This window comes from Mesorhizobium sp. M0051, from assembly GCF_040323235.1.
In the GTDB taxonomy this organism is placed as follows: domain Bacteria; phylum Pseudomonadota; class Alphaproteobacteria; order Rhizobiales; family Rhizobiaceae; genus Mesorhizobium.
Genome location: NZ_JAMYUT010000008.1, coordinates 188,936 through 213,231, shown reverse-complemented (window position 1 = coordinate 213,231; position 24,296 = coordinate 188,936). Strand labels below are relative to the sequence as shown.

Annotated in this window: 22 protein-coding genes; 4 read left to right on the top strand and 18 right to left on the bottom strand. The window is 63.3% G+C overall.

Annotated features, from left to right (window positions below):
* The first annotated feature begins 105 nt into the window (after positions 1-105).
* Together NKJ90_RS11275 and NKJ90_RS11270 are read left to right on the top strand one after the other, a co-directional pair.
* Positions 106-1,242, top strand: coding sequence for a vWA domain-containing protein (locus tag NKJ90_RS11275; protein WP_023760973.1), 1,137 nt, complete (start codon positions 106-108; stop codon positions 1,240-1,242).
* Positions 1,242-2,129 carry an amidohydrolase family protein gene (locus tag NKJ90_RS11270; protein WP_023760974.1) on the top strand — a complete coding sequence of 296 codons (888 nt, stop codon included), beginning with the start codon at positions 1,242-1,244 and terminating at the stop codon, positions 2,127-2,129. Before NKJ90_RS11275 ends, NKJ90_RS11270 begins: the two co-directional genes overlap by 1 nt.
* Positions 2,130-2,174: 45 nt before the next feature.
* Here the strand turns inward: NKJ90_RS11270 and NKJ90_RS11265 are convergent, their stop codons facing one another.
* The 6 genes from NKJ90_RS11265 to NKJ90_RS11240 form a co-directional block, all read right to left on the bottom strand.
* The gene (locus tag NKJ90_RS11265; protein ID WP_023760975.1) at positions 2,175-2,582 is read right to left on the bottom strand and encodes a carboxymuconolactone decarboxylase family protein; all 408 of its coding nucleotides are present in this window, start codon (positions 2,580-2,582) and stop codon (positions 2,175-2,177) included.
* Between the two features lie 341 nt (positions 2,583-2,923).
* A complete protein-coding gene (locus tag NKJ90_RS11260; protein ID WP_023760976.1) occupies positions 2,924-4,420 on the bottom strand; it encodes a sugar ABC transporter ATP-binding protein in 1,497 nt (498 codons plus the stop codon).
* Positions 4,420-5,475 carry an NHL repeat-containing protein gene (locus NKJ90_RS11255; RefSeq protein WP_023760977.1) on the bottom strand — a complete coding sequence of 352 codons (1,056 nt, stop codon included), beginning with the start codon at positions 5,473-5,475 and terminating at the stop codon, positions 4,420-4,422. Before NKJ90_RS11255 ends, NKJ90_RS11260 begins: the two co-directional genes overlap by 1 nt.
* Positions 5,472-7,595: an ABC transporter permease gene (locus NKJ90_RS11250; RefSeq protein ID WP_023760978.1), complete on the bottom strand. Its 2,124-nt coding sequence runs from the start codon at positions 7,593-7,595 to the stop codon at positions 5,472-5,474. Before NKJ90_RS11250 ends, NKJ90_RS11255 begins: the two co-directional genes overlap by 4 nt.
* Before the next feature lie 75 nt (positions 7,596-7,670).
* A complete protein-coding gene (locus NKJ90_RS11245) occupies positions 7,671-8,696 on the bottom strand; it encodes a sugar ABC transporter substrate-binding protein (RefSeq protein WP_023760979.1) in 1,026 nt (341 codons plus the stop codon).
* Between the two features lie 62 nt (positions 8,697-8,758).
* The gene (locus NKJ90_RS11240; protein WP_023760980.1) at positions 8,759-9,745 is read right to left on the bottom strand and encodes an ABC transporter permease; all 987 of its coding nucleotides are present in this window, start codon (positions 9,743-9,745) and stop codon (positions 8,759-8,761) included.
* On the opposite strand from NKJ90_RS11240, the gene NKJ90_RS11235 reads away from it, so the two are divergent.
* Positions 9,744-9,998, top strand: coding sequence for a hypothetical protein (locus NKJ90_RS11235; protein WP_156938593.1), 255 nt, complete (start codon positions 9,744-9,746; stop codon positions 9,996-9,998). The genes NKJ90_RS11240 and NKJ90_RS11235 overlap by 2 nt on opposite strands.
* A 17-nt stretch (positions 9,999-10,015) precedes the next feature.
* Here the strand turns inward: NKJ90_RS11235 and NKJ90_RS11230 are convergent, their stop codons facing one another.
* The 12 genes from NKJ90_RS11230 to NKJ90_RS11175 all read right to left on the bottom strand — a co-directional run bounded on the left by NKJ90_RS11230 (position 10,016) and on the right by NKJ90_RS11175 (position 22,920).
* On the bottom strand, positions 10,016-11,449 hold the full coding sequence (locus tag NKJ90_RS11230) for a DHA2 family efflux MFS transporter permease subunit (RefSeq protein WP_023760981.1): 1,434 nt from the start codon (positions 11,447-11,449) through the stop codon (positions 10,016-10,018).
* 185 nt (positions 11,450-11,634) lie between these two features.
* Entirely contained in the window at positions 11,635-12,435 is an 801-nt protein-coding gene (locus NKJ90_RS11225; RefSeq protein ID WP_023760982.1) for a 3-methyl-2-oxobutanoate hydroxymethyltransferase, read from the bottom strand.
* Between the two features lie 35 nt (positions 12,436-12,470).
* The gene (locus NKJ90_RS11220; protein ID WP_352486103.1) at positions 12,471-12,776 is read right to left on the bottom strand and encodes a MocE family 2Fe-2S type ferredoxin; all 306 of its coding nucleotides are present in this window, start codon (positions 12,774-12,776) and stop codon (positions 12,471-12,473) included.
* A gap of 17 nt (positions 12,777-12,793) precedes the next feature.
* On the bottom strand, positions 12,794-13,876 hold the full coding sequence (locus NKJ90_RS11215) for a fatty acid desaturase family protein (RefSeq protein WP_031260701.1): 1,083 nt from the start codon (positions 13,874-13,876) through the stop codon (positions 12,794-12,796).
* Positions 13,877-13,925: 49 nt separating this feature from the next.
* Positions 13,926-15,107, bottom strand: a complete 1,182-nt coding sequence (locus NKJ90_RS11210) for an aldose 1-epimerase family protein (RefSeq protein WP_023760984.1) — start codon at positions 15,105-15,107, stop codon at positions 13,926-13,928.
* A 59-nt stretch (positions 15,108-15,166) separates the two neighbouring features.
* A complete protein-coding gene (locus NKJ90_RS11205) occupies positions 15,167-16,081 on the bottom strand; it encodes a sugar phosphate isomerase/epimerase family protein (protein ID WP_023760985.1) in 915 nt (304 codons plus the stop codon).
* A gap of 55 nt (positions 16,082-16,136) precedes the next feature.
* Positions 16,137-17,222 carry a Gfo/Idh/MocA family protein gene (locus NKJ90_RS11200; RefSeq protein WP_023760986.1) on the bottom strand — a complete coding sequence of 362 codons (1,086 nt, stop codon included), beginning with the start codon at positions 17,220-17,222 and terminating at the stop codon, positions 16,137-16,139.
* 35 nt (positions 17,223-17,257) lie between these two features.
* On the bottom strand, positions 17,258-18,319 hold the full coding sequence (locus tag NKJ90_RS11195) for an ABC transporter ATP-binding protein (protein WP_023760987.1): 1,062 nt from the start codon (positions 18,317-18,319) through the stop codon (positions 17,258-17,260).
* A 1-nt stretch (position 18,320) separates the two neighbouring features.
* Complete coding sequence (locus NKJ90_RS11190) at positions 18,321-19,412, bottom strand: ABC transporter ATP-binding protein (RefSeq protein ID WP_352486102.1); 1,092 nt, start codon at positions 19,410-19,412, stop codon at positions 18,321-18,323.
* Positions 19,409-20,368, bottom strand: a complete 960-nt coding sequence (locus NKJ90_RS11185) for a carbohydrate ABC transporter permease (RefSeq protein ID WP_023760989.1) — start codon at positions 20,366-20,368, stop codon at positions 19,409-19,411. Before NKJ90_RS11185 ends, NKJ90_RS11190 begins: the two co-directional genes overlap by 4 nt.
* On the bottom strand, positions 20,365-21,225 hold the full coding sequence (locus tag NKJ90_RS11180; RefSeq protein ID WP_023760990.1) for a carbohydrate ABC transporter permease: 861 nt from the start codon (positions 21,223-21,225) through the stop codon (positions 20,365-20,367). Before NKJ90_RS11180 ends, NKJ90_RS11185 begins: the two co-directional genes overlap by 4 nt.
* A gap of 81 nt (positions 21,226-21,306) precedes the next feature.
* A complete protein-coding gene (locus tag NKJ90_RS11175) occupies positions 21,307-22,920 on the bottom strand; it encodes an extracellular solute-binding protein (RefSeq protein WP_352486101.1) in 1,614 nt (537 codons plus the stop codon).
* Positions 22,921-23,256: 336 nt separating this feature from the next.
* On the opposite strand from NKJ90_RS11175, the gene NKJ90_RS11170 reads away from it, so the two are divergent.
* Positions 23,257-24,285, top strand: coding sequence for a LacI family DNA-binding transcriptional regulator (locus tag NKJ90_RS11170; protein ID WP_023760992.1), 1,029 nt, complete (start codon positions 23,257-23,259; stop codon positions 24,283-24,285).
* Positions 24,286-24,296 lie beyond the last annotated feature (11 nt).

Sequence of the window (24,296 nt, the reverse complement as noted above, 5' to 3'; positions counted from 1 at the left end):
CAGAATCGATTTCCGCACACCACACAAGAGTCCCTTTGTACTCATGTGCGATTCCCCTGCCCACGAGGGGGAGATGTCCGGCAGGCCAGAGGGGGGCGCCACGCAATGATGCGGGGGAAAAGCTTGCCCCGCGCCGCCGCGCCCTTGCTCGGCTTTGCCCGCCTTCTGCGCCGCTACGGCTTTGCCATAGCGCCGGATCAGGTCTCCAGCTTAATGCAAGCGGTGACATTGCTCGGGCCGCGCTCGATGGCCGATATCCGCGAGGCGGCGCTCGCGACGCTAGCGCCGCCGCCCGACCGCCGCGACGAATTCGAGGCGCATTTCCAGAGCCATTTCTACGGCAATACATCGGCGATGGTCGAAGGCGACGCCGACGAGGAAACCTGCATCAAGGATGATGGCGGCGCCGACGAACAACAGATCGAAGCCGACCGGCAGCAAGAAGGCGGCGAGCTGTCCTCGGCCCTGGAGCAATTGAGCCGCCGCGATTTCCAGCGCGACGATGACGGCCTTGCCGCGTTCCGCCGCAAGCTGGCGTCCGCCCTGCCCGCCCGCCGCTCCTTCCGCACCATGCGCACGCACTCGCGCGGCAAGCTCGATCTGCGCAGATCGCTCAGGGAAATCGTCAGTGCCGATGGCGACGTGCCCTCACCGCTGCTGCGCCGCCGCCAGACCGTCCCCCGAAAGCTGCTGCTGCTGATCGACGTGTCCGGCTCGATGAAGCTGCATACAGCGGATTATCTCAAACTGGCGCATGTCGCGGTGCAAGGCGCCGATCGCGCCGAAATCTTCACCCTCGGCACGCGGCTGACCCGTATCACCTCAGCACTGCGTATCCGCGACCGCGACCAGGCATTGGCCCGCGCGGCCGCCCAGGTTGACGACTGGGACGGCGGCACCCGCATGGGACCGACACTGCTCGCCTTCCTCTCAGTGCCGCGCTTTTCCGCTTTCGCGCGCGGTGCCGCGGTCGTCATCCTGTCCGACGCGCTGGAACGCGGCGACCATGGCGAGCTGGAAATGGCGATGCGCCGGCTGAGCGCCCGCGCGTTCCGGCTGTCGCTGGCAACGCCTTTGGCCGGCGACCCGCGCTTCAGGCCGGCAACGGCGGCACTTCGCGCCATCCTGCCGGTGATCGACGATCTCGTCGACGGCTCGTCGCTCAAGGGTCTAACCGATTTCATCCTGTCGCTCGCCCGCCCTGCCCCGGCGGCGACGACAATCTGGAAGAGGGTTTCGTGATGCAGAAGGTAATCGACGCACATTTTCACATCTGGCGCCAAAAGGACCAGCCCTGGCTGGTCGGACCGATGCTGCCGCGCATCTTCGGCCCCTACGAGCCAATCCGCCGCGACTATCCGATCGAGGAGTTTCTGGCCGATCAGAAGGGGTCCGGCGTCGAAAAGGCGGTCTATGTCCAGACCAACTGGGCCAGGGAGGATTTCGAGAATGAAGTCGCCTTCCTGCAGAAGACCGCTGACGAGACCGACTGGCCGCATGCCATCGTCGGCTACGCCGACATGACCGCCGACGACATCAGGCCCCAGATCGATCGCTTGAAAAAATATCCGCTGCTGCGCGGCGTGCGCATGCAACTACACTGGCACGAGACGCCGGCCTTCCGTTTTGCGGCTTCGGCGGACCAGGTCATCGACCGCAAGGTGCGGGCGAATGTAGCGCGGCTGAAGGATTATGGCTTGTCCTTCGACCTTCAGCTCTTCCCTGCTCAGATGAAGGACGGCCTGACGCTGGTCGGCGAAAACCCCGAAACGAATTTCATCCTCACCCATGCCGGCATGCTAACCGGCATGGAGCCGGAAGCCATCGAAGCCTGGAAGACCGGCCTGCGCACGCTGTCGGCCGCACCCAATCTCTACGCCAAGCTCTCCGGCCTCGGCACCTTCGTCCACCGCAACGACCCGGCGCTGATCGCCTACATCGTCGACCACGCGATCGAGATCCTGGGCGCTGACCATCTGATGTTCGGCTCGAACTTCCCGATCGAGAAGCTATGGACCAGCCACGCCGAACTGATCAAGGCGCACCGCAATGCGATCGCCAATCATGGCGCGGCGGCGGAGGCTGATATTTTCTGGAACACGGCGGAGAAGGTTTACCGGCCGGTGTGAGACGCGCGCTTCCCGCCCCACAAGTGAGAAGATAAGGTAAGCCGCCTACTTCACCTCGAACTGCGGATCGACCGGGATCTGCAGCGCCGTGACCAGATGGTTGGTCTGGCCTGCGAGCCCGATGATCGACACCAGTTCGCCATGCTGCGCGTCGGTCATGCCCTTGGCGCGAGCTGCTGCCGTGTGCGAGTGGACGCAGTAGGAGCAGCCATTGGCGGTCGACACCGCGATGTAGATCATCTCCTTGGTCAGCGGATCGATGGCGCTGTCAGCGACCATCACCACCTTCAACTGTTCCCAGATCCGCTTCAACGCCGGCGGATCGTTGGCCAGCCCACGCCAGAAATTGTTGACGAAATCGGATTTGCGCGTCGCGCGGATATCGTCGAACACGGCCTTCACCGCCGGGACTTTCTCCACCTCGGCATCGCTGAGAAGTCTTGTGGTGGCCATGGCGTGATCCTTTCGTTTCGATCGATGAACGTTAAATCAAGTTCCGAGCAAAGGCGGCTAACCAGCTTCTCTGACTCAATTTTTTGGCGCGCAATGGCCTTAACTTCGTCATCCTAGGGCGAAGCAGGAGCGAAGCTCCGTCGCGGAGACCCTGGGATCCATTCCGTGACCTCTGCCGAAGAGTGCAGCGAAGCGGAATTCTGCACCGCGGCAGCGCTACGGAGTAACGGCATGACAGGATCCTCGGGTCTGCGCCGCGTCGCTACGCTCCTTGCTTCGCCCGTGGATGACGAAGGGATGAACGTCCCAGCCAATTATCGACGTACGCACCACCCAGAGCCCTAGTGAACCGCCGCGTACATGATCTTCTCCTCGGTGGCCTCCGCCGGCGAAAACTCCTCCACAATACGCCCTTGCCTACAGACAAGAATACGGTCGGACAGGTTCATGATCTCCGGCAGGTAAGACGAGATCACCACCACGGCGAGGCCCTCGTCGGCCAGCCGATTGATGATCTGGTGGATCTCGGCGATTGCGCCGACATCGACGCCGCGCGTCGGCTCGTCGAAAATGACGATGCGCGGCTGCTGCACCAGCCCCTTGCCGATCACCACCTTCTGCTGGTTGCCGCCGGAGAGTTCGACCACACGCGCATTGTCGTTGATCGCCTTGATATTCAGCGTCCTCGTCCATTCGGCCGACAGCGCGCGCATCTCCTGCGCGTTGATCACCCACGCCTTTTCGCGGCCTGCCGCCAAAAGCCCGCCGAACAGGTTCTCGGCAATGCCCATCGTCTCGAAGATGCCTTCGCTCTTGCGGTCCTCGGTGACGTAGACGATGCCGTCGGCCACCGCTTCGCTGGGCACGAGATAGCGCACCGGCTTGTCGTCCAGTTCGATGGCGCCGCCGCGCAGGAAATCGCGCTTGTAGATGCCGGAGACGATCTTGAAGGTCTCGGTGCGGCCGGAGCCGATCAGCCCGAACACACCGGTGATCTGGCCTTCGAAGATCGAGAAGGAATTGTTGCGCACGACATTGCTCATCGAGATGTCCTGCACCGACAGCACCTTCTTGCCAGCCTTGCGCAGCTTGGACTCGTCGCGCTGGCGGTAGATCTGCCCCGACAGCGTGCGCCCGACCATGGCGGCGACGATCCTGTCACGGTCGAAGGCCGATGTGTCGTCGGTGATCACCAGTTCGCCATCGCGCAGGATAGTGATGCGGTCGGCAATCAGCAGCGCCTCTTCCAGAGCGTGGCTGATGAAGACGATCGACACGCCGCTCGCTTTCAGCCTGCGAATCAGCGCGAAGAAGTGTCGCTTCTCTTCCGGCGTCAGCGTCGCCGTCGGCTCGTCGAAGATGATGATCTCGGCATTGTGGTGCACCGCCCGTGCGATCTCGACCATCTGCCGCTTGGCCGCACCCAGCGTTGCCACCATGGCGTTCGGGTCGACCGGAAAATTCAGCGATTGCAGGAACTGCTGCGCGGAGATGTAGGTACCGCGCAGCCGGTTGAGGAACTTTTCGGTGCCGAGATAAAGGTTCTGCGCCACCGTCATCGACGGCACCAGGCTGGTTTCCTGGAACACCATGGCGATGCCGGCTTCAAGCGCGGCATGCGGCGAGGCGTAGGCGATCTCCTGGCCATGGTGGACCATCTTGCCTGATGTGGCGTCGACGACACCGGCAATGATCTTGGTCAGCGTCGATTTTCCCGCGCCGTTCTCGCCGAGCAGTGCGTGGATCTCTCCCTTGCGCAGCTCGAAGCTGACGTTCTTCACCGCCGGCACGCCGCGATAGGTCTTGGTGACGTTCTCCAGCCGAACGATCGGTTCCATCAAAAACCTCCCGACGCGAGGTCGACAGCCAGCACGCAATCGCCGCCTCTGGAGGCGATGAACAGGATGCCGTCCCTTTCCGCCACGCTGCAGATGCCGTGGCGCGTGCCGTTGGCGCGGCTGTGCAGGCTGAATTGCGGCTGCATGTCTTGGTCGAGCCTGACCACCAGCCCGTAGGAGCGGCTCGGCGACCATGGCTTGTGGATTCCCATGGTGCGGATGCCGCCACATTGCAGCGGTTCGAGAAAGCTGCGGCTGGAGGCCAGCGCGGGCGCGATCCAGTAGGCTGGCGGCACTTGGCTCAGCATGTCCTGGCGGTAGTGCTTCTCCTGCAGCACGAATTCGATCAGCCGGTTGCGCGGCGCAAACAGGGTCAGCCAGGCGCCCCCATCGGCGGAGGGCGACAGTCGCGCGGGATAGCCTGGCAGATGCGTCAGCACCGTCGAGCGGTTGCCCGTCGCGCCATCAAAGCGGACAAGCTGATGACGCCAGCTTTCACTGACCAGAACATCCCTGCCGACGGAATAGAGCCCATAGGGGAAGGCGATGTCGCCAGAGACCTTGCGGAAGCCGCCGCCTGCCGCGTCCCGCCTCCAAAGCGAACCGGACGCCCCCTTCCTCATCAGGTCGGCGGCCCATTGCGAAGGCGCGCGCTCGGCCGAGCCATTGGCCAGCCACAGCGTGCCGTCATCCGCATAGGCAAGTGCGGTGATGCAGCTGAGAGCAGCCGGCAGCGGAACCTCCTTGCCTGATATCAGCAGCTTGCCACTTTCCAGCCCCACGGTCAGTTCGCCGGATGGCGAGAGCGCCAGCGCCGTGACAGCAGACGGAAAGGTTTCGACAATTTTGGGCTCGGTTCGGGCAGCAAGCGAATAGATAGCGTTGCCGCTGGAAGCCAGCACCCTCTCACCAGAAACCAGCAGGTTGTCCGGCTCCGTCAATTCGGCAAAAGCTGGCGCATCGTCCAGCCGCGTATTGGGCCGAAAAGCGCCGTCGAGCGGCGGAATGGTCACGGCCTTGCCGCGAAACAGGTCGAGCACGGGATCAAGGATCATGACTTCGCTCCCCAGTAGGAAGCGGGGCTGGTCCAGTTCGGGTCGGCGCCAGCAACCTTGTAGCGGCCGATGCGGTTGTTGAGGATGCCGCCAACGAACAGATATCCCTTGTGCTCGCGCATCGAGGTGACCATCGGATGCGCGCCGCCCGAGAGGTCGCCCATCGCCTCGACGATGCCGCCCTTCTCAGTGAATTTCACCACGCCGCCGGTGTTGATGTTGGGGAACAGCCATTCGTCCTGCGGCAGCCGGCGCGTCATGCGCTTGCGCATATCGGGGTGGCGCAGCGACAGGTCGAAGCTCGGTGTGCGCATGCCGAGCCACGCCATCCAGTAATTGCCGTCGGAGGCACGGTTGATGTTGTCGGGATAACCAGGCATGTCGCGGATGACGCATTCGGCTGTGCCGGCCTTCGGCCCTTCCAGCCAGTAGCGATGCACGCGGCAGGCCCAGCTTTCGGCGAAGAACAGCGACTTGCCATCATGCGCCATGCACACACCATTGGTGTAGCGGTAGCCGTCGAGCAGCGTCCTGGTCGATCCGTCCTTCGGGTCGTAGACCAGCAGACGCCCGGTGGCGCGGTTCTCGATCGAGTCCAGCGCCCAATCGTGGGCATCGTAGCGCTTGGTCGAATCGGTGAAATAGATCCGCCCGTCCGGCGCGATGTCGCAGTCGTTGGGATCGCGCAACCGCGCATCGTCAACGATCGAAGTCCACGAGCGCGATGTTTCCGCTGACAGGCGTTTGACCTCCCGATCGGGCGAGACCGAATAAAGCCCCATGGCGCCGACGCAGCTGATCAGATTGCCCGATTTGTCGAAGGCGAGGCCGAGCGGGAATCCACCGATGTGAGCGAATACTTCCGATTTGACATAGTCCGGCGCGAAGAAGCGGACGATCTCGCCGTGGCGCGTACCGCAATAGAGGTTGTCGTCGCGGTCGAGGATGACGTCTTCCGGCCCCTCCAACTCGCCAAGCCCGATATGGTCGGCGGCCGACAGCCGGTTGTCGAGCTCGTATGATGTGCCGGAGCCGGGCGCCGCCGACTGCGTTTTGCCCATCTTGAGATAGACCGGCGCGACATAGACCTCGTTCAGCACCTTGTGGCGGTTCTTCAGCCAACGGATGTCGATCGTCACCGCCACCGCCAGCATGATGCCAAGCACCATCTGGTTCGTGCCGGTGCCATAGCCCATCCGGATCAGCCCATTGGTCATGGTCAGCACGATGATCGCGCCCATCAGCCCCTTGATCACCGAGCCGCGCCCGCCGCCAAGGCTGACGCCGCCGACCACCGCCGCTGTCAGCGCCATGATCTCGAGGTTGAGGCCTGTGCCCGGCCCTGCCCCACTCAGCCGGCAGGCGATGAGGAAACCACCAATCGAGGCACAGAAGCCCGAGAAGACATAGGTCATGAACACGGTGCGGCGCACGCGGATGCCGGCATTGTGCGCCGAGCGCCTGGAGCCGCCGACCGCCAGCACGTGCCAGCCAGGCCGCGACCGCGTCAACGCAATATGGGTGACGATCGCCAGGATGATCGCCAGCCACACCGAGACGGAGAGCCCCCAGAAGGTGCTGTCGCCGATGAAGTCGAGCACATCCGAAGTGGCGGTCGAGAGCTGCACATCGGCGGCGTAGGTGGTGACCAGGATGTCGAACAGCGCCCGGCCGAAGATGAAGGTGACCAGCGTGGTGAGAAAGGCGCGCAGCCTGAGGTAGCCGACGAGATAGCCGTTGATGGCGCCGAAGACGAGTCCGGTGGCGACCGACGCGGCCAGCGCCAGCCAGATCGACTGTTCGAGGATGAAGAAGACATAAACGGCGGAGAAGCAGGACAGCGCGAAGATCGAGCCGACCGACAGGTCGATGCCGCCGCCCAGCATCACCACGGTCATGCCGGTGACCACCATCGAGAATTCACCGAGCTGGCGGGTCGATTCCTGCAGCGCCGTCAGCTTGAAGAAGCCGGGAATGATCGAGCCGAAGGTTGCCAGCGTCACCACGAGCGCCAGGAACGGAATGGCGTTGTCGGTCCAGCGTTTGGTCAGGATCTCGCCGACGACATGGTCGGGCACGAGATTGTAGCGCCAGGACTGGAGGCGTTCGCGAAAGGACATCAGGTCACTGCAGCAAGAGAAGGAGGTGGCCGGGCAATCCGGCCACCTCGTTGATCGGTGTTGGAGAGTAAGGCCTTATTTCGCCGCCGCTTGCGCCTGCAGCGCCTTCAGGTCCCAGCAGCTGTCTGGCTTGAGGTCGGCCTTGGTGGTCGCCTTTTCCAGCGTGTAGATGTAGGTGTGTGAGGTGCCGGCCGGTTGGCCGCTCTGCAGCAGGAACTTGATGATCGCGTTCATGTCGCCGGACTGGCGGGCAAGTTCGGTCATCACCACGGCGCCATAGGTGCCGTCCTGCAGCTTGTCGCAATCGGCCGCCTTCTCGCCGCCGCCGGTGGTGACCAGGAACACCTTGCCGTCGAGCTTGGCGTCGCGGATCGCGGCGGACGCGCCGGTGGCGTCACCATCCCAGAAGTCGATGATCGAGCAGATATCCGGGTTCTGCTGCAGCATCGTCGTCGTCACGTTGCGCGAGGTCGTCGCATCCCAGTTGGAATCGGGCTTCGCCACCACCTTGAAGTCGGGATGCTTGTCCAGCACCTTCATGATGCCGGCATACTGATAAAGGCTGGAGGAGTTCGCCTGGTCGCCCTGCACGAGGCCGATCTTCTTCGACGAATTTTCGCCGCAGCCCTTGATCGCCGCTTCGGCCTCGAGCTGGCCAAGCCGGTCCCAGTCGCTGCCGACAAAGGCGTCGGCCGGGAAGTTGGCGGGATTGTCGACCAGGATCACGTAGGTGCCGGCGGCCTGCGCCTTCTTCATCAGCTTGGAATAGGAGTTCAGGTCCGGTGCATGGATGATCAGCACGTCCGGCCTGGTGTCCGACGAGATGGCGTCGGTGATCGCCTGCGCGCCGGCATCGACCACCCAATTCGGGTCGCGCGTTTCGAACACGCCGCCCCAGGCTTCGACCTCGGTCTTCAGGTAGTGCGCCCAACCCTGCGCCAGGTCGAAGCCCATCGCCAGCGGCACCAGCATGACACGCTTGCCCTTGAGTGCCTGCGCGTAAGCCGCTGGGCCGGGATCGTCGGCGGCGAAGGTTGGCGCCACGAAGGCGGTGACGGCGAGTGCCGTGGCGGCGGCCATCAATGTCCTGATGAATTTCATGTCAGATCCTCTCGTTTCGATTTTCATTGCCGGCCGATCGGGATGGATCGGACCGGGTACCCCTAAATGTCGCCCTGTTGAGCGGTCTGCTCGTCACGTGGATTGATGATGCCGTCGACGATGATCGCCCCCAGCAGGATCGCCGCCTTGATCAGGTTCTGGTAGAGCAGCGGAATGTCGATGATGGTCATGGCGTTGAGCAGGATGCCGATCAGCGCCGCACCGACCAGCACGTTGCGCACCCCGCCCCGCCCGCCGGACAAGCCGATGCCGCCGATCACCGCCACGAGCACGATGTCGTAGAGCAGCGTCGAATTGACGATGCGGGTGTTGATCGAGTGCAGGCTGGCCGCCGTCAGCAGGCCGGCGATCAGGGCCACGAAGGCGGAAAGCACATAGCGCAGCATCAGCATCGGCCGCACCGGAATGCCGATGTTGCGGGCCGCCACCGGATTGTCGCCGGCGAAATAGATGTAACGACCCCATTTGGTGTAGCGCAGGAACAGGAAGAACAGGAACGCGAGGCCGACGAAGATGAACACCTCGATCGGAATATCGAGAAAGCGCAGGCCGCCGAGCAGTTCGACCCAGTGGCCCTGCGGCACCGGCACGGCGTCCTGCGTGATCAGTTGCGAGCGCACATAGCCGAAGACGAAAGAGCCGGTCGCCAGCGTCACGAAGATCGCCGGTACATCGGCATAGGCAACGAGAAAACCGTTGAGCAGGCCGATGGCCAGCACACCGGCCAGGACATAGGCGAAGGCCAGCCCGTCCGGCATGCCCGAATTCAGCAGTTGCAGATACCAGGCGACCGACATCGCCATGATCGCCACGGCGGAGAGGTCGATGCCGCGCCCGATGATGACGACGGCCATGCCGAGCGCGAGGATGCCGAGCACCGACACCGAGCGGACGATGGCGACAAGATTGTTGGGGTCGACGAAGCCCGGCAGGCCTATCGCCGCGGCAACGAACAGCACCACCGCGATTGCAAAGACAATGCCTTCCTGATTAAGGCTCCTGAAATTCGGCCAGCCGATCGTGTTCATGTCTGCGTTTGCCCCGATGGCAGTGCTGCCATCCCTGGGAAGAAAGCTAATCGGCCCGGCGCCGGTTCGTCAAATGAATCCGCGTTCAGAACCTGGGCTGGCAGTGATATTCACCGAGTGGACGCATCGATTGCCGAAGCTGGCGCAATCCATGGAAAACCCTGCATTTTTGGCAATCGGTTCCGCCATCACGGCCACCGGTGAAAGAACCACTTCAACACGAAAGCGCAAGGCGGAATTTATCTCCGCATGAGGTGGAAAAATTCGATGTCAATTTCCCGGCGTATGCCCGGAGACCTCGGCGCCCGCACCCGCCGGCAGAGCGAGAAAACGCAACGCCGCCACCAGCCCAATGGCGCCGATCACCAGGAAGGCGATTCGAAAATCCACAAGGTCGAGCGCCGGCCTGTCCCTGGCGATCTGCGACAAGTTGAGGACCGCCGCCGCCACCGCCACGCCGAACAGCATCGCCACCTGCTGCAGCATCGAGGACAGTGTCGCCGCCGAGCTACGCTGCGCCGCATCGATATCGGCGAAGGCCAGCGTGTTGAGTGCGGTGAACTGCATCGAGCGCGACAGACCGGCGATCAGCATCAGCGCCACCACCAGCGCCTGCGGCGTCTGCGGCGAGATTGCCGCGCTGGCCATGATCGCCGCCGAGGCGATCAGGCCGTTGACGACCAGCACCGAACGAAAGCCGAAGCGGCGCAGCGTCGGCGTCGTCACAGTCTTCATGCCGAGATTGCCGAGGAAATAGGCCAAGATCATCATGCCGGCATCGACGGGGCTGAGGCCAAAGCCGACCTGGAACAGCAACGGCAGCAGGAATGGCGTGGCGTTGATCGCCACCCGGAAGATGGTGCCGGCGGCCAGCGTCGAGATGGCGAAGGTCAGCACCTTGAACGACGAGAGATCGAGCAGCGGATGCGGCGCGCGCCTGAGATGGCACACCGCCAGCCAGCCGATGACGATCCCGGCAGCGATCAGCGCTACGGTCGGCAGAACACCGTCTTCCGGATGCGCGATGCGCTCGAGGCCGTAGAGCAGCAAAGCGAGCCCGGCCGATGTCAGCACGAAGCCCGGCCAGTCCAGCGGTTTGGGGTCTGCTTCGCGGTCGCCCGGAATGAAGCGGGCGACCAGCGCCAGCCCGATCACGCCGAGCGGGATGTTGATGAAGAAGTTCCAGTGCCAGGACAGATAGGTCGTGATGAAGCCGCCGAGCACCGGCCCGACCACCGGCGCAAACAGCGCCGGCCAGGTGATCAGCGCGGTGGCGTTGAGCAGCTCGGACTTCGATGCATTGCGCAAGACGAGAATGCGCCCGACCGGCGTCATCAGCGCGCTGCCCAGCCCTTGCACGACACGCGCGGCGACGAATTGGCTCAGGTCTTGAGAGAAGCCGCAGGCGAGCGAGGCCAATGTGAACAGGATAATCGCCAGCAGGAAGATGTTGCGTGCGCCGAACCGGTCGGCGAGCCAGCCCGACAGCGGCACGAACACCGCCATGGTCAGCATATAGGCGGTGATGCCGATGCTCATCGCCACCGCCGGCACGCCGAACGACGCGCCCATCTGCGGCAGCGAGGTCGAGATGATGGTCGAATCCAGCAGCTGCATGAAGAAGGCGATGGCGACGATCAACGCCACGCGCCGCGCATTGGTGGCCGTTTCGGGTAAGGTCTCGGTCTCGGGAATGGCAGTCATGACGGAAGCGGTTTGAACAGCATTTGTTAGCAGCGTCCAGGCACAGCGCAACAAACTTTCGTGTCGCGCCGCGCAAAAGCGAGGGCCAGACGGTGTTCGAGCCGCATGTCCATCTCGAGCCAATGCTCGGCATCGACGCCGAGATGCGCTACGCGGCGCTCGCCAGCGGAAGTTGGCAGACGGACTTAGCTCCGGCCGACCTTGTCCAGGAACAGGCGTAGCTCGGCCGGGTCCATGTGCACGACATGCCTGTCTTCGGGATAGGCCAGGCTGTTGACGTCGGCGACATATTCCGAGAACGCGGCGATGCGCTCGGCCTGCAAGCGATCATATTCGGCGGCGAAATTGCGATAGACCTTGGAGTGACGAGGCATGTGGCCACGGTTCTGTCCGAGAATATCGTCGGCGAACAGATATTGCGCGTCGCAGCCGGTGCCCGCCCCCATCGACAGCATGATCAACGATGTTCGTTCCGAGATCGCCTTGGCCACCTCGACAGGCACGACCTCGATCTCGGCGCCGATGGCGCCGGCGGCCTCCAGCTGCTTTACCGCTTCGAATATCTGGATGGCGGTGTCGGCGGTCTTGCCGACCGCTTTGAAGCCGCCGGTCCAGGTCGCGCGGGAAGGAATGAGGCCGACATGGCCGATCACCGGAATGGCATCGTCCGCCATCCGCTTGATCGTGGCGTAACCGGCGCTGCAATAGACCGCGTCGGCGCTGGCCTTGTAGAGCCGAAAGGCCCAGCGCACGAAATCGTCCGCCGTGCCGATCTCGTAGAAATTCTCGCCGGGCATTGTGAACAGGCTGGGCGCCGCATCGCGGTATTGCGGGTTGAGCACCAGTTCGGGCGGTACCGAGACGATGTCGACCCCTGCCCGCTCGGCGGCCTCGGCCTCGTCCATCGTCAGCACGCGTAGCATGGTCAGCTGGCGCTTGCCCTTCATGGCGCGCAGGTCGGCGACGGTCGGTCTTTTTCGGCTCATCGAAAGGGGTCCCCTCTGTTACATGGTGCGGCAGGTCAGCCGATCTCGATCATAACCTTGCCAGCTTCGATGCGCACTGGATAGGTCTTGAGATTGACGCACACCGGCGCGCCTTTGGCGACACCTGTCTTGTAGTTGAAGCGGCCATTGTGCTTGGGGCATTCGATGATGTCGTCCATCACCAGCCCGTCGGCCAAATGTGCCTTCTCATGCGTGCAATAGCCGTCGGTGGCGAAGTACTCGTCATCCGGGCTGGCGAAAGTGCGTCCGCCGTGGTCGAAGCGGATGACGTCCTCTTCCTCGACATCATCGACGGCGCACGCTTCAACCCAGTCGGCCATCTCTGTCTCCTGCAACTCTATTCCGCCGCCGCCGGAACGGTCAGCGCGTGGAATTCCTCGCGGTACGGCCGCGCCGTCGGCGGCAATTCGCGCTTGAGGAAGTAGTCCTCGTACTGGAGCTGCTTGATCAGCACCGGCCAGACCTCGCGATAGGCATGCCAGATCGATGGATTGGGCTCCGGCAGGTCATGTTTGATCATTTCGTGCAGCTTCGGCAGCGCATGATAGGGCACCATCGGGAACATGTGATGTTCGACATGGTAGTTCATATTCCAGTAGATGAAGCGGCTGATCGGGTTCATGTAGACGGTGCGCGTATTCAGCCGGTGGTCGGTGACATTGTCTGCCAGCCCGATATGCTGCAGCAGGCCCGTCAGCACCATGTGCCAGCTGCCATAGAGGCGCGGCAGGCCGATCAGCACCAGCGGCAGGAACGACCACAAATAGAGCGCCAGCGCGATCGCCGCGACATAGATGGCGATATGCCAGCGCGCGGCGGTGACCACCTTGCGCAGCTCCATCTCGGGGATAAAACTCCTCTCGTCGGGCGAGATGCTGCCGAACGCATTGCGCACCAGTGTGGGCAGCGAATAACGGAAATCGAGAATGCCGGTGAAGGCAAGCGCGGCGCGCAAGAGGTCCGGCGGACGCATCACCGCGATCTCGGCATCGCGGCCGACGATGATGGTGTCGGTGTGGTGGCGTGCATGGCTCCAGCGCCAGGTCACCGGATTGCGCATCAGCATGAAACTGGCGATCTGGTAGACGACATCGCTCATCCAGCGGGTGCGGAAGGCGGTGCCGTGGCCGCACTCGTGCCAGCGCGAGTCGCTGGAGGAGCCGTAGAGCACGCCGTAGACGAGCAGGAACGGCACCACCCACCACGTGCCCCAGAACCAGATGATACCGGCGGCGGAGCCCAGTATGGCTGATATCCAGATGATCGTGTCGCGGATCGCCGGCCCGTCCGAGCGCTGCATCAGCTCCTTCATTGCCTTGCGAGGAACGTCGGTGTGGTACCACTCCGCCGAGGCCAATCCGGTCTCGATCGCGATGCGTGTGCTTTCGCCGACCAGGCTGTAGTCGCGCTTTTTTCCCATCACATCGACCTCCGATATCCGACCCGCCGGCCGGAGCATTCGTTTCGCATCATGCCCTGCCCGCCAGTCTCGGAAAGTTGCGCGACGGCGCAGGATAATCCTGTTGCGGTTGCCTGGCGATCGAGACGATCCTCCGTTCGGCAGCAGCGATCGCGCCGGCGCCGTCGATCACCCGGAATACCGCATCATAAGAGCGGCCTTCGCCATGCTCCAGCCAGATCATCTCGCCACGCTCGCGCGCCGCGAGATTGCCGAGCACATGATGCGTCGAGGGTTCGATGCCCAGCGCATATTGCCCGGCCTGGAAATTCTGCCATTGATAGGCGCAAGGCAGCTGGTCCTTGCGGGTCACGACCTCGAAGCCAAGTCCGAGGCGGTCGTTGACAACAGCCACTGGCACCTCGCCATTGCCGTCCGCCGCCATGTCGTGCTGCCAGACCTGTTCGCTGAAACCCAGTCGCGGCGCCGGCACGGTGCGGTAGCCGACCTTCTGCGCCTCGTAGCGCTCGCCATCATGCCCGGCCCAGACGACATCGCGGATCGGCGCCAGATAGCGCGCGCCCTCATCGAGCAAGGGGTGGCTGACATTGACATGGTAGAAATACATGTGCGGCGTGCGGTTGAAGCCGTGATTGACGACGCGGTCTGACAGCCGGATCTCGTTGCCGCCGACATCGGCCTCGATGCGCCGCAGCAAATGCAGGTCCTCGCCGAACACCGCCGATTGCTGGACGATGCCTTCGGCCCACAGCACGCAGCGGTCGCCGTCCCAGGCCTCGCCATAACCGGTCAGCCGCGCCGGAATGGTGCCGACGCGGCCGTGCAGCGAATGCACCACGGTCTTCCTGCCCGGATAGTTGTAGCTGTCGGCCGGCACTTCTTCCCGGCCCAATATGTGATCGAGGCCGCAGGTGACGAGCAGCCCGGAAAAAGAGCGCGCCCAGGCGAGCCCCCCTTCCCCTTCATAGTCGTGCAGGCCGGGATGACGAAAGCCGCTCGGCGAATGCCAGCCGATCGCCTGTCCCCTGAAGTCGCAGTCGGCGATATCGAGTGCCCGGTCGACCAGCGCTGTGAAGCGCAGGCCCGAGCCGGTGCGGAACTCCAGCATGCGGATGCCGCGTTCCACCCCGTCGCCAAGCGTCATCAGCCGCACGCCGGCAAATTGCGACAGCATGCCCGAGCGTTCCGAGACCTGCCGGCGCGAAAGCGTCTTGCCGTAAAGTTCTACCATGTCACGGCCGCTTCATTCACTGCACTGTCGTCCCCTCAATCGGCTGCGCTAACCACCTCTCACAGACCGTTTTCGCGGAACTTCCCGTCGAGGAATTTTTTGGCGCGCGGCACATCGTCTTCCGAGAGATGCTCGATGATGACAGGGATGTTCGGATGCTTTTCCGCCAGCCGCTGGAGATAGAGGTCGTAGTTCAGCGAACCGAGGCCAGGGGCCGGCAGTTCGATCTCACCGACGCCACGGAACGTGTGGCTCTCCAGCGCGTCCTCGTCGCCGATATCGGCGTGCTTCTCGGACTTGTCGCCGCCCGAACGCTTGACGTCCTTGGCGTGGGCTATCCTGATCTTGTCGGTCAACGTGTCGAACACCTGGTTCAGGATCTGGTCCATGCGGTCGATGTTGTGCGTCTCGAAATAATTGGTCGGATCCATCAGGAGGCCGAGGCCGGGATGATCGACCTGCGCGAACATCTTGACCGTCTCCTCGACCGAGCCGACGACGTTGTTGACATAGGTCTCGAGCAGGAACACCGCGCCGTGGTCATAGGCCGTCTGGGCAAGATCAGCGACCACCTTGCGGCATTCCTCGAAGCCTTCCTCGGTCTTGTTCTTGGGGTGATGCACCCAGTCGGATTCGGTGTTGTAGGTGCCGGTTTCCGAGATCACGTAGGGGCTGCCGAAATGGCGGGCATTGCGGATGATCTCCTTGAGGTAGCCGACGCGCCTGTCGCGCTCGGCCTTGTCGGGATGGATGATGTTGGTGTAGCCCGACACGCAGCAGACCGGCAGATTGTGGTCGCGGAAGACGTCGCGCACCGTCTTGGCCTTGTCCCTGGTGATCTGCCCGGCCGACAGGTCGACATCCTTGAAATGAAGGTCGAGCTGCACCGTGTTGAAACCGAGCCCGCGGATCTTCTTCGCCGTCTCTTCGAGACCGTACGGGAAATAGCCCGTAAAAATGCCAGCCTGCATCATGGTGTGAATTCCTCCCTGTAAGCGATTCAGTTGTCTGGTGTTTCAGTAGCGGTGATCAGGTAGCGATTTCGGAAAGCTTGACCGTGCGGCCTTCGTCGATCGAGCGGTAGCCCGCCTCGACCAGCGCCATGGTCTTGACGTTGTCGGCGACCGACAGCGCCGGCGGCGTGCCGGTCTTCACCGCGTGCTGGAGCTGTTCCATCACGCCGATAAAGGCATGCGGGAACCACATCGTGTCCCAGCTCGGGCTGATCCATTCGCCGCCGGTGGTCTCGGTTGAGGCATAAGTCAGCGTCGAGGCCGCTCCCGTCGGCCAGCCGATGGTGCCCTTGGCGACGCCCTTGGTGCCGTCGACGCGCCAGTTGATATGCTGGTCGTCCTTGTAGCCATCCTGGCGCGGACCGGACCAGACATCCTCCAGCGACACGGCGAGCACGCCGGAAGGGAAGCGCAGCGTCGACACGGTGATGCCGTCGGAATGGTCGAATTTCGTGCGCGGATCCTTGCGCGTCAGCGTGGTGATTTCGTCCGGGTCGCCGAACAGGAAGCGCAGCACATCGAGATGGTGCACGCTCATATTGGCGAGCGTCAGCCGGTCGTAGTCCTCCAGGAAGCTCTGCCAATGCGGGATGGCGTGCATGTCGATCTGCGCGAAGACGATGTCGCCCAGCGCACCGCTGTCGATGATCTGCTTCAAGACGCGCATCGACTGGTCGTAGCGCATGTTCTGGTTGACCGAGAGGATCTTGCCGGCCTTGGCCGCCTCGTCGCGCAGCTTGACCGCTTCGTCAACCGACAACGCCAATGGCTTCTGCGCCAGGATCGCCTTGATGTGCTTCTGCTTCAGCGCGTGCCGGATCAACGCCGGCTGCTGGTCGGGCGGAAAGGCAAGGTCGATGATCTCGACATTCGTATCCTCGATCAGCTGCTCCGGCGTATCGTGCACCGTCCCGATGCCCCAGCGGGTCGCCACCTTCTCGGCACTGGCCCGGGTGCGCGAGGCGATCGCCACCACCGGGAAGCCAGCTTCCTTGTAGGCAGCGAGATGACACTCGGCCATGATCATGCCGGCGCCGACGCAGCCGATCCGGTATTCCTTGGTTCGGACCTTCACATCCGGCTCGAAACCCTTGTGTGCCATCTGATCCTCCCGAGACTCTTTCCTTGCGGCCGCCGTCATCGTGCCAGCGCTCCCCCGCTCTGTCCGAAATAATGCACCCTGGCCGGCTCGCAGGATATCGCCACCATCGCGTCTGGCCGGATGTCGGGCTGGCCGCGCAGCAATGCCTTCAGCCGCGCCTGCCCGGCAGCGAGCGTCACCACGGTGTAGCCGCCAAGCGGCTCGACCTCGAACACCCGCGCCGGGCGGCCCGAGCCCCCGTCCGCCCACGCTGTAACCTTGATATCTTCCGGCCTGAGCCCAATCTCGACGGCATCGGCTGGAGCAGTCTTGTCGGCAATGCGGATCGTGCCTTCAGCCGCTTCGACACCGCCCTCGCCGCGCGCCGATTTCAAGATGTTCATCATCGGCGAGCCAAGCAGCCGCGCCACATAGGTGCTGGCCGGATGGTCATAGAGTTCGGCTGGTGCACCAATCTGCCTGATCCTGCCGTCCTCCAGCATAGCGATGCGGTCGGCGACCGACATCGCCTCTTCCTGGTCGTGCGTGACATAGATTAGCGTCTTGCCGAGCTCGCGCTGGATGCGCTTCAACTCGACGCGCGTTTCTTCGCGCAGCCTGGCGTCGAGCGCCGAGATCGGATCGTCCATCAGATAGGCGTTGGGATCGCGCATCAGGGCGCGCGCGATCGCCACGCGTTGTCGCTCGCCACCCGAAAGCTGTCCCGGCGGCTTATGCAGGATATGGCCGATATGCAGCTTCGCCGCGACGTCGGCGACCCGCCTTTTGATCTCGACCTCGGCGACCCGGCGTTCGACAAGGGGAAAGCGGACATTGTCGAGCGCACTCATATGCGGGAACAGCGCCAGGTTTTGGAACACCATCGCCACGTTTCGCTCGGCCGGCGACACAGTGTTGACCGGTCTGCCGCCGATCAGGATTTCTCCCGAGTCTGGCGTCTCCAGCCCGAGCACCAGACGTAGGATGGTCGACTTGCCCGACAGCGGTGGACCGAAGAAGCAGAAAAACTCGTTGTCGTTGACCGTGAACGAGGCGTCGTCGACAGCGAGTGTGCCGCCGTAGCGCTTGGTCACATTGCGAAAGACGATATCGGCCATCTCAACCTGCCTTGATCGCAAGGCCGCTGGCGGCGTCGAAGACGCGCACCGACGACGCGGCGGGAGCGACGATAGCGGTGTCGCCGATCGCCAGGCCGACATCATTGTCGAACACTGTCTTTACGGCAGCCTCGCCCTGCCCGAGATGAACGATGGTGCGCGCGCCGATCCGTTCGACGAAGGTGACCTGCATGGCGAGACCCTGACCATTCTGCACCAGCGTCGCCTGTTCCGGCCGGAATCCGTAAAGCACCTCGCCGCGCGCGCCGCGCATAGCCGCCGCGAGATCACTCGGCAGCGGCGGGGTGATGCCCAACGGTCCGAGATCGACGACCAGCCCGCGGTCGCTCTCCGCCGGTCTTCCCTTGAGCAGGTTCATGCCCGGCGCGCCGATGAAGCGGGCGACGAAGACATTGGCCGGATCGTTGTAGACCTCGAGCGGCGTGCCGACCTGCTGCAGCACGCCATGATCCATGACCGCGATGCGGTCGGCCATGGTCATCGCCTCGAGCTGGTCGTGGGTGACGTAGACCATGGTCTGGCGGAACTGGCGCTGCAGTTGCTTCAGCTCGGTGCGCATGACCGCCCGGAAAGCAGCATCGACATTGGACAGCGGCTCGTCGAGCAGGAAGATCGCCGGCTCCATGATCGCCGAACGGCCGATCGCCACCCGCTGCAAGATGTTGACCGACAGCCGGTCGGCCTTGCGGTCGAGCAGCGGCGTCAGTTGCAGCATCTCGGCGATCGCACCAACACGGCGGTCGATCTCGGCTTTCGCTGTGCCGTGCATCTTCGGCCCGTAGGCGAGGTTCTGGCGCACCGTCATATGGGTGAAGATGGCGTAATTCTGGAACACGAAGCCGACGCCGCGCCGCCCCATCGGCACGCCGGCCATGTCGCGCTCGCCGAACAGGATCTTGCCGCCGGTCGGTTCCTCCATGCCGGCGATCATATTCATCGTCGTCGACTTGCCGCAGCCCGACGGCCCGAGCAGCGCCATGAACTCGCCGTCTGATATTGCCAGGTCCATCGTCTTCAGCGCGGTAAAGTCGCCGAATTTCTTGACCAGGTTTTGCAGGTGAATGGCGCTCATGCCGGCACCTCGCGTGCCCGCACCATGCGCTTCATGGCGAACACCGCGACGATCGAGAGCACGATCAATATGGCGAGTGCTATCGCCGCCACATAGCCCCAGATCAGGTCCTGGGTGGTGAGCTTGTAAATGTAGACGGAGATGGTCTCGGTGGCGACGCCGGGGCCACCGCCAGTCATGATGTAGAGCGTGTCGAAAATCTTGAAGTTCTCGATCACCCTGATCGCCAGTGCGATGATGATGATCGTCTTCATCTTAGGCAGCACGATGGTGACGAAGCGCTGCCACGGATTGGCACCGAGCAGCGTCGCCGCCTTGATCTGATCCTCCGGCACGCCGATCAGGCCGGCGAGCAGGATGAGGAACATCAGCGGCGTCCACTGCCAGATGTCGGCGACCATGACGGCCATCAGCGCCAGCGTCGGGTCCGACAGCCAGGCGATGGTGACGGGAGAACCGGTGAGCGCCGACAATATGTCGTTCACCGGGCCGCCCGACTGGAACAGCATGAAGAACATGTAGCCGGCCACCGCCGGCACCACCATCATCGGCATCAGCAGGACCGAGTAGAAGATGCGCTTGCCCGGAAAGTCGTCGGCAAACAGCGTCGCCAGCGCCAGCCCGAGCAGGAACTCCGCCGGCACGCAGACGATCATGACGATGGCCGTGCGCTTCAACGCGCTCCAGAAGCGCGCATCGGCGGCAAGGTCAGTGTAGTTGGCAAAGCTGTTCCACAGCGACCAGGCATTCCACCAGCCAAGGCCCGACAGCGGCGACCAGTCGGTCACGCTGATGTACAGTTGCATCAACAGCGGGAAGGCCGAGATGAACAGCACCAGGATCTGCGCCGGCAGCGTCAGGCGGAAACCCAACCTTGCGCCCTCGTCGTGCGAAACCGGCCTTGCTCCGACGGTCTTCATTTCGTCCTTCAAGATCATGGCAGTCACCGCGCTCATTGTTTGAGCGCCCCGAATGTCAGCCCGCGCACCAGATGGCGCTGGATGGCGATGCCCATGATGACCGGCGGCACGGCAGCGATCAGGCCGAGCGCTGCCTTGGCGCCATAGAGCTGCCCGGTCATCGAGGACGACAACGAAGCCATGTAGACCGGGATCGTCACCCATTCGCGCGTCGTCAGAAGCAGCGCGATCAGATAGTCCGACCAGTTGAGGATGAAGACGAAGAGCGCGGCACTCGCCAGCGGCGCGCGCATCATCGGCAGCGTGATGCGGGTGAAGACGCGCAGCCGCGAACAGCCTTCGACAAGGGCCGCCTCCTCGATCTCGCGCGGCATGTCGTCGAAGAAAGTCTTCATCAGCCAGAAGGCGAAGGGCAAGGTGACGATGCCGTAGATCAGCGCCAACCCCCACCAGCTGTCGGTGAAGTTGAGGAAGGCCCACATGATCATCACCGGGATCATGACCGCCATCGGCGGAAACAGCCGCAGCTGGATCAAGGCCAGCGGCAAGTTCTGGCCGGAGCCGAAACGCGACAGGCCGTAAGCCGCGGCAGTGCCCGCCGACATGGCGATCACCGTGCCGAAAACCGCCGACAGCAGCGATGAGAGGATCGGCTTCAGCGCCGTGTGGTCGAGCGCGACGATCAGATTGTTGGTCGACTCGCCGAACACGAAACGGAAATTGCTGAGCGTCGGGTTCTTCGGCCACCATGTCAGGTCGGCGCCGGTCGCCGACCATTCCGCGATCGGCTTGAAGGCCATCGACACCATCCACAGGATTGGCACCAGCGTCACCGCCATGGTGGCGAAGATCGCGGCGTAGCGGAATATCTCGAAAGGAATCGAACGCTTCATCTGGCGGCTTTGCTGGTGGCGTTGTGGGCGGAGGGGAGAAGCACGCTCCTCCCCTCCTTCGGTGTGATCCAGGGAGACGGATCAGACGATTGGATCAAGAACAGTCGGCCAGGCCTCCTTGTTGGTCTTGATAGCTTCGAGCAATTTGTCCTCGCCGGTGCGCCGGGCGATCTTCTTCCACTCGGCCTCGGTATCGGCCATCGCCTGCTCCGATGTCTTGGCCTTGGTCAGCGCCGCCATCAGGTTCTCGTCGAGCGCATTGTGGAAGGCTGTCGCGCCGGGATAGTTGATGGTCGGCACGGTGCGAGCCACCGTCTCGCGCACCACGTCCATGTGGTAGGCATGATAGGTCTGGCGCACCAGCGGATCGGAGAAATCGGATAGCCGGAACGGGTCCAGGTAACCACCGGGGTTGGCGCTCATCCATGCGTAGATGCGGGCGGAACCCAGCCACTGCAGCAGGAGGTAGGCGGCCTCCTGGTTTTTCGACTGCGCCGAGACCATGCCGGTAAGCGAGAACCAGAGCACGGAACGGCTGATCAGCTTGCCGTCTATCTCGCGCCCGGGCGGCAGCATCGAGCCGATCTTGCCGGTGACAGCCGAATCCTTGTTACCGACATTGTCGAGGAATTTCGGCAAGTTGGAGAAGGCGCAGGTCATCGCCGCGCCGCCCTTGGCGAAGTTGCCGTATTGCTCGGGCCAACCCCAGGAGATCGCATCCGGCGAATGATGCGCGAGCGAAGCGACATATTCGTTGGTCGCCGCAATGCCTTGTTCCGAATTGATCATCGGCTTGCCGTCGTCGCCAAACAGGAACTGGTTGGGCGAGGCCATCGAGACGTAGCGCTGATACCAGTTGGTGTAGCCCCAGCCCTGGTTGCGCAGATCGGTCGAGCCGAACAGGCCCTTGTCCGGGCGCTGGAAGAAGGCGGCGATATCGCCATGCTGCTTCCAGGTTCTCGGCGGGGCCAGATCGTAGCCGTATTTGTCCTTGAACGCCTTCTTCTCGGCTTCGTCGCCGAACAGGTCTGCGCGGTAGACCCAGGTCTGGAAGTCGCCGTCCAGCGACACGCCATAGTTCGAGCCGCGGTATTTGTTGAGCAGCGATACGCCCTTGGCGCCGTTGACATAGCCGTTCGTGGGATCGTCCCACTCGGGCTTGTGCTGCGCGACGAAGTCGTCGAGCTTTGCGATGCCGCCGGTTTCGGCGAGGTCGCCGAGGCGGTTCCATTCAGTCGAATAGATGTCGTAGGCCCCACCCTTGGTGGAGATGTCCTGCATCGTCTTGGTGAATTCCTGGCCGTTCGGCAGTCCGACGATTTCGATCGGAATGCCGGTCTCCTTTTCCCACAGATCCTTGATCGAGGGCGCGCCGGCCGGGAATGGCTGCGTGAGCTGGCCGATCGAGCCGTCGGACAGGCCGAGCACGATCTTGGCCGGCGCCTTGCCGGCCCCCTTTAGCGCCTTGGCCGCCTCGATCGCGCGGCCTTCCGGCGTTTCGGCGCTATACTGATAGCGCTCGGCCCCATCGAAGCCCGTCGGGCCGCCGATCATGCCCGGCGCCAGCGCGTCGGCCGCATAGGCCCGGCCGGGACGAATGAATTGCGGCGCAATGCCGGTGGCGGCCACGAACACGGCCGCCTTTCCTCCGGACGCCAGCAAGCGACGCCGCGAGATGCGGATCAAATTGGACATTGAAACTCCTCCCTTAGGGCCACGTTTCCTCCACGACCCTGTGAGGGATATTGACGGCAGCATGGGAAGCCTGTCAACATCATAAGTAGTCAAAACACATCACAACATCGCAAATAGGGTGAGGAAATGCGCAAAACCGGGATCTACAGGTCTCTTCTGATGCCTCGATTTGAGGGGAAACGGCTGCTCCCGGCGCCGCGCAGCCTTGCCGGACGAGCTGATTTAGCGCGGCGGCTTGCGCATCGGCTAAGGGCGGATACATCATTTCCCATCAGAATCGCGGACGGCGCGAAAGCCGTCGCCAGCCGACCTGACGCATGCAGGAGATGAAAGACGGTGCGGTCCACCCTGACTGACATAGCCCGGGAAGCCGGTGTCTCGGCCGCCACGGTCGACCGAGTGCTCAACAACCGCCCCGGCGTGCGGGCGCGCACGCGAGAAATCGTGATCGAGATGGCGCAGCGCCTCGGCTATATCGCCGAAAGCCCGAACGGGGCGCCGCCGCGGCACTCGCAAGGCGATGTCATCCGGCTCGATTTCGCGCTGCCCGCCGGCACCAATTCCTTCATCAAGATGCTGCACCGCCAGATCGAGGCGCAGGCGCAGTTACGGCCCGACCTCGATGTGCACATCGCCACCATCGAAGGGTTCAACCCGGACGGCCTCGCCCGCCTGCTGCAGGACTTACGCGGACAGACGCAAGGCGTTGGCGTCATTGCGCTTGACCACCCGACGGTGCGCGAGGCGATCCGCTCGCTTTCGGCCAACGACATCAAGGTGGTGACCATCGCCTCCGACATCCTGCATGTGCCCAGGGTCGCTTATATCGGCATCGACAACCGCGCTGCCGGGCGGCTCGCCGGCTATCTGCTCAGCCGCTTCATGGGACCGGGACGGCCGGGCAAGGTGGCGCTGTTCGCCGGCTCGCTGTCCTATCGCGGCCATGAGGAACGCGAGATGGGGTTCCGCCATATCCTGACGGAGGAATCACCCAATTTGCAGATCGTCGAAATGCGCGAAATGCTCGACGACCGCGAAAAGGCCTATTCGGAGGCATCTGCCCTGCTGGAGCGGCATCCCGACCTTGCCGCGATCTACAATGTCGGCGCCGGCAACACCGGCATCGCGCGCGCGCTCAAGGAGCGCGGCCGCGCCCGGTCCATGGTCTTCCTCGGCCATGAGGTGACGGACGGCACCAAGGACCTTCTGCTCGATGGCACGCTCGACGCGGTCATCGACCAGAATCCGCGCGTCGAGGCCCGCGAAGCGCTCAACACCCTGACCCATGCTGTCAGGGGGCTGCCCTACGAGCTGCATCAGCCGAGGCTGCAGGTGATCTTCAAGGAGAACATCCCGGAGATCTGACGGACCGAACG

Coding starts and splice junctions, on each gene's coding strand:
- NKJ90_RS11230 (WP_023760981.1), bottom strand. CDS start 11,449: ATGACTGCCATTCCCGAGACCGAGACCTTACCCGAAACGGCCACCAAT.
- NKJ90_RS11275 (WP_023760973.1), top strand. CDS start 106: ATGATGCGGGGGAAAAGCTTGCCCCGCGCCGCCGCGCCCTTGCTCGGC.
- NKJ90_RS11250 (WP_023760978.1), bottom strand. CDS start 7,595: ATGTCCTTTCGCGAACGCCTCCAGTCCTGGCGCTACAATCTCGTGCCC.
- NKJ90_RS11175 (WP_352486101.1), bottom strand. CDS start 22,920: ATGTCCAATTTGATCCGCATCTCGCGGCGTCGCTTGCTGGCGTCCGGA.
- NKJ90_RS11245 (WP_023760979.1), bottom strand. CDS start 8,696: ATGAAATTCATCAGGACATTGATGGCCGCCGCCACGGCACTCGCCGTC.
- NKJ90_RS11260 (WP_023760976.1), bottom strand. CDS start 4,420: ATGGAACCGATCGTTCGGCTGGAGAACGTCACCAAGACCTATCGCGGC.
- NKJ90_RS11235 (WP_156938593.1), top strand. CDS start 9,744: ATGTCTGCGTTTGCCCCGATGGCAGTGCTGCCATCCCTGGGAAGAAAG.
- NKJ90_RS11255 (WP_023760977.1), bottom strand. CDS start 5,475: ATGATCCTTGATCCCGTGCTCGACCTGTTTCGCGGCAAGGCCGTGACC.
- NKJ90_RS11185 (WP_023760989.1), bottom strand. CDS start 20,368: ATGAGCGCGGTGACTGCCATGATCTTGAAGGACGAAATGAAGACCGTC.
- NKJ90_RS11200 (WP_023760986.1), bottom strand. CDS start 17,222: ATGGCACACAAGGGTTTCGAGCCGGATGTGAAGGTCCGAACCAAGGAA.
- NKJ90_RS11205 (WP_023760985.1), bottom strand. CDS start 16,081: ATGATGCAGGCTGGCATTTTTACGGGCTATTTCCCGTACGGTCTCGAA.
- NKJ90_RS11215 (WP_031260701.1), bottom strand. CDS start 13,876: ATGGGAAAAAAGCGCGACTACAGCCTGGTCGGCGAAAGCACACGCATC.
- NKJ90_RS11190 (WP_352486102.1), bottom strand. CDS start 19,412: ATGAGCGCCATTCACCTGCAAAACCTGGTCAAGAAATTCGGCGACTTT.
- NKJ90_RS11240 (WP_023760980.1), bottom strand. CDS start 9,745: ATGAACACGATCGGCTGGCCGAATTTCAGGAGCCTTAATCAGGAAGGC.
- NKJ90_RS11265 (WP_023760975.1), bottom strand. CDS start 2,582: ATGGCCACCACAAGACTTCTCAGCGATGCCGAGGTGGAGAAAGTCCCG.
- NKJ90_RS11225 (WP_023760982.1), bottom strand. CDS start 12,435: ATGAGCCGAAAAAGACCGACCGTCGCCGACCTGCGCGCCATGAAGGGC.
- NKJ90_RS11180 (WP_023760990.1), bottom strand. CDS start 21,225: ATGAAGCGTTCGATTCCTTTCGAGATATTCCGCTACGCCGCGATCTTC.
- NKJ90_RS11195 (WP_023760987.1), bottom strand. CDS start 18,319: ATGGCCGATATCGTCTTTCGCAATGTGACCAAGCGCTACGGCGGCACA.
- NKJ90_RS11220 (WP_352486103.1), bottom strand. CDS start 12,776: ATGGCCGACTGGGTTGAAGCGTGCGCCGTCGATGATGTCGAGGAAGAG.
- NKJ90_RS11210 (WP_023760984.1), bottom strand. CDS start 15,107: ATGGTAGAACTTTACGGCAAGACGCTTTCGCGCCGGCAGGTCTCGGAA.
- NKJ90_RS11270 (WP_023760974.1), top strand. CDS start 1,242: ATGCAGAAGGTAATCGACGCACATTTTCACATCTGGCGCCAAAAGGAC.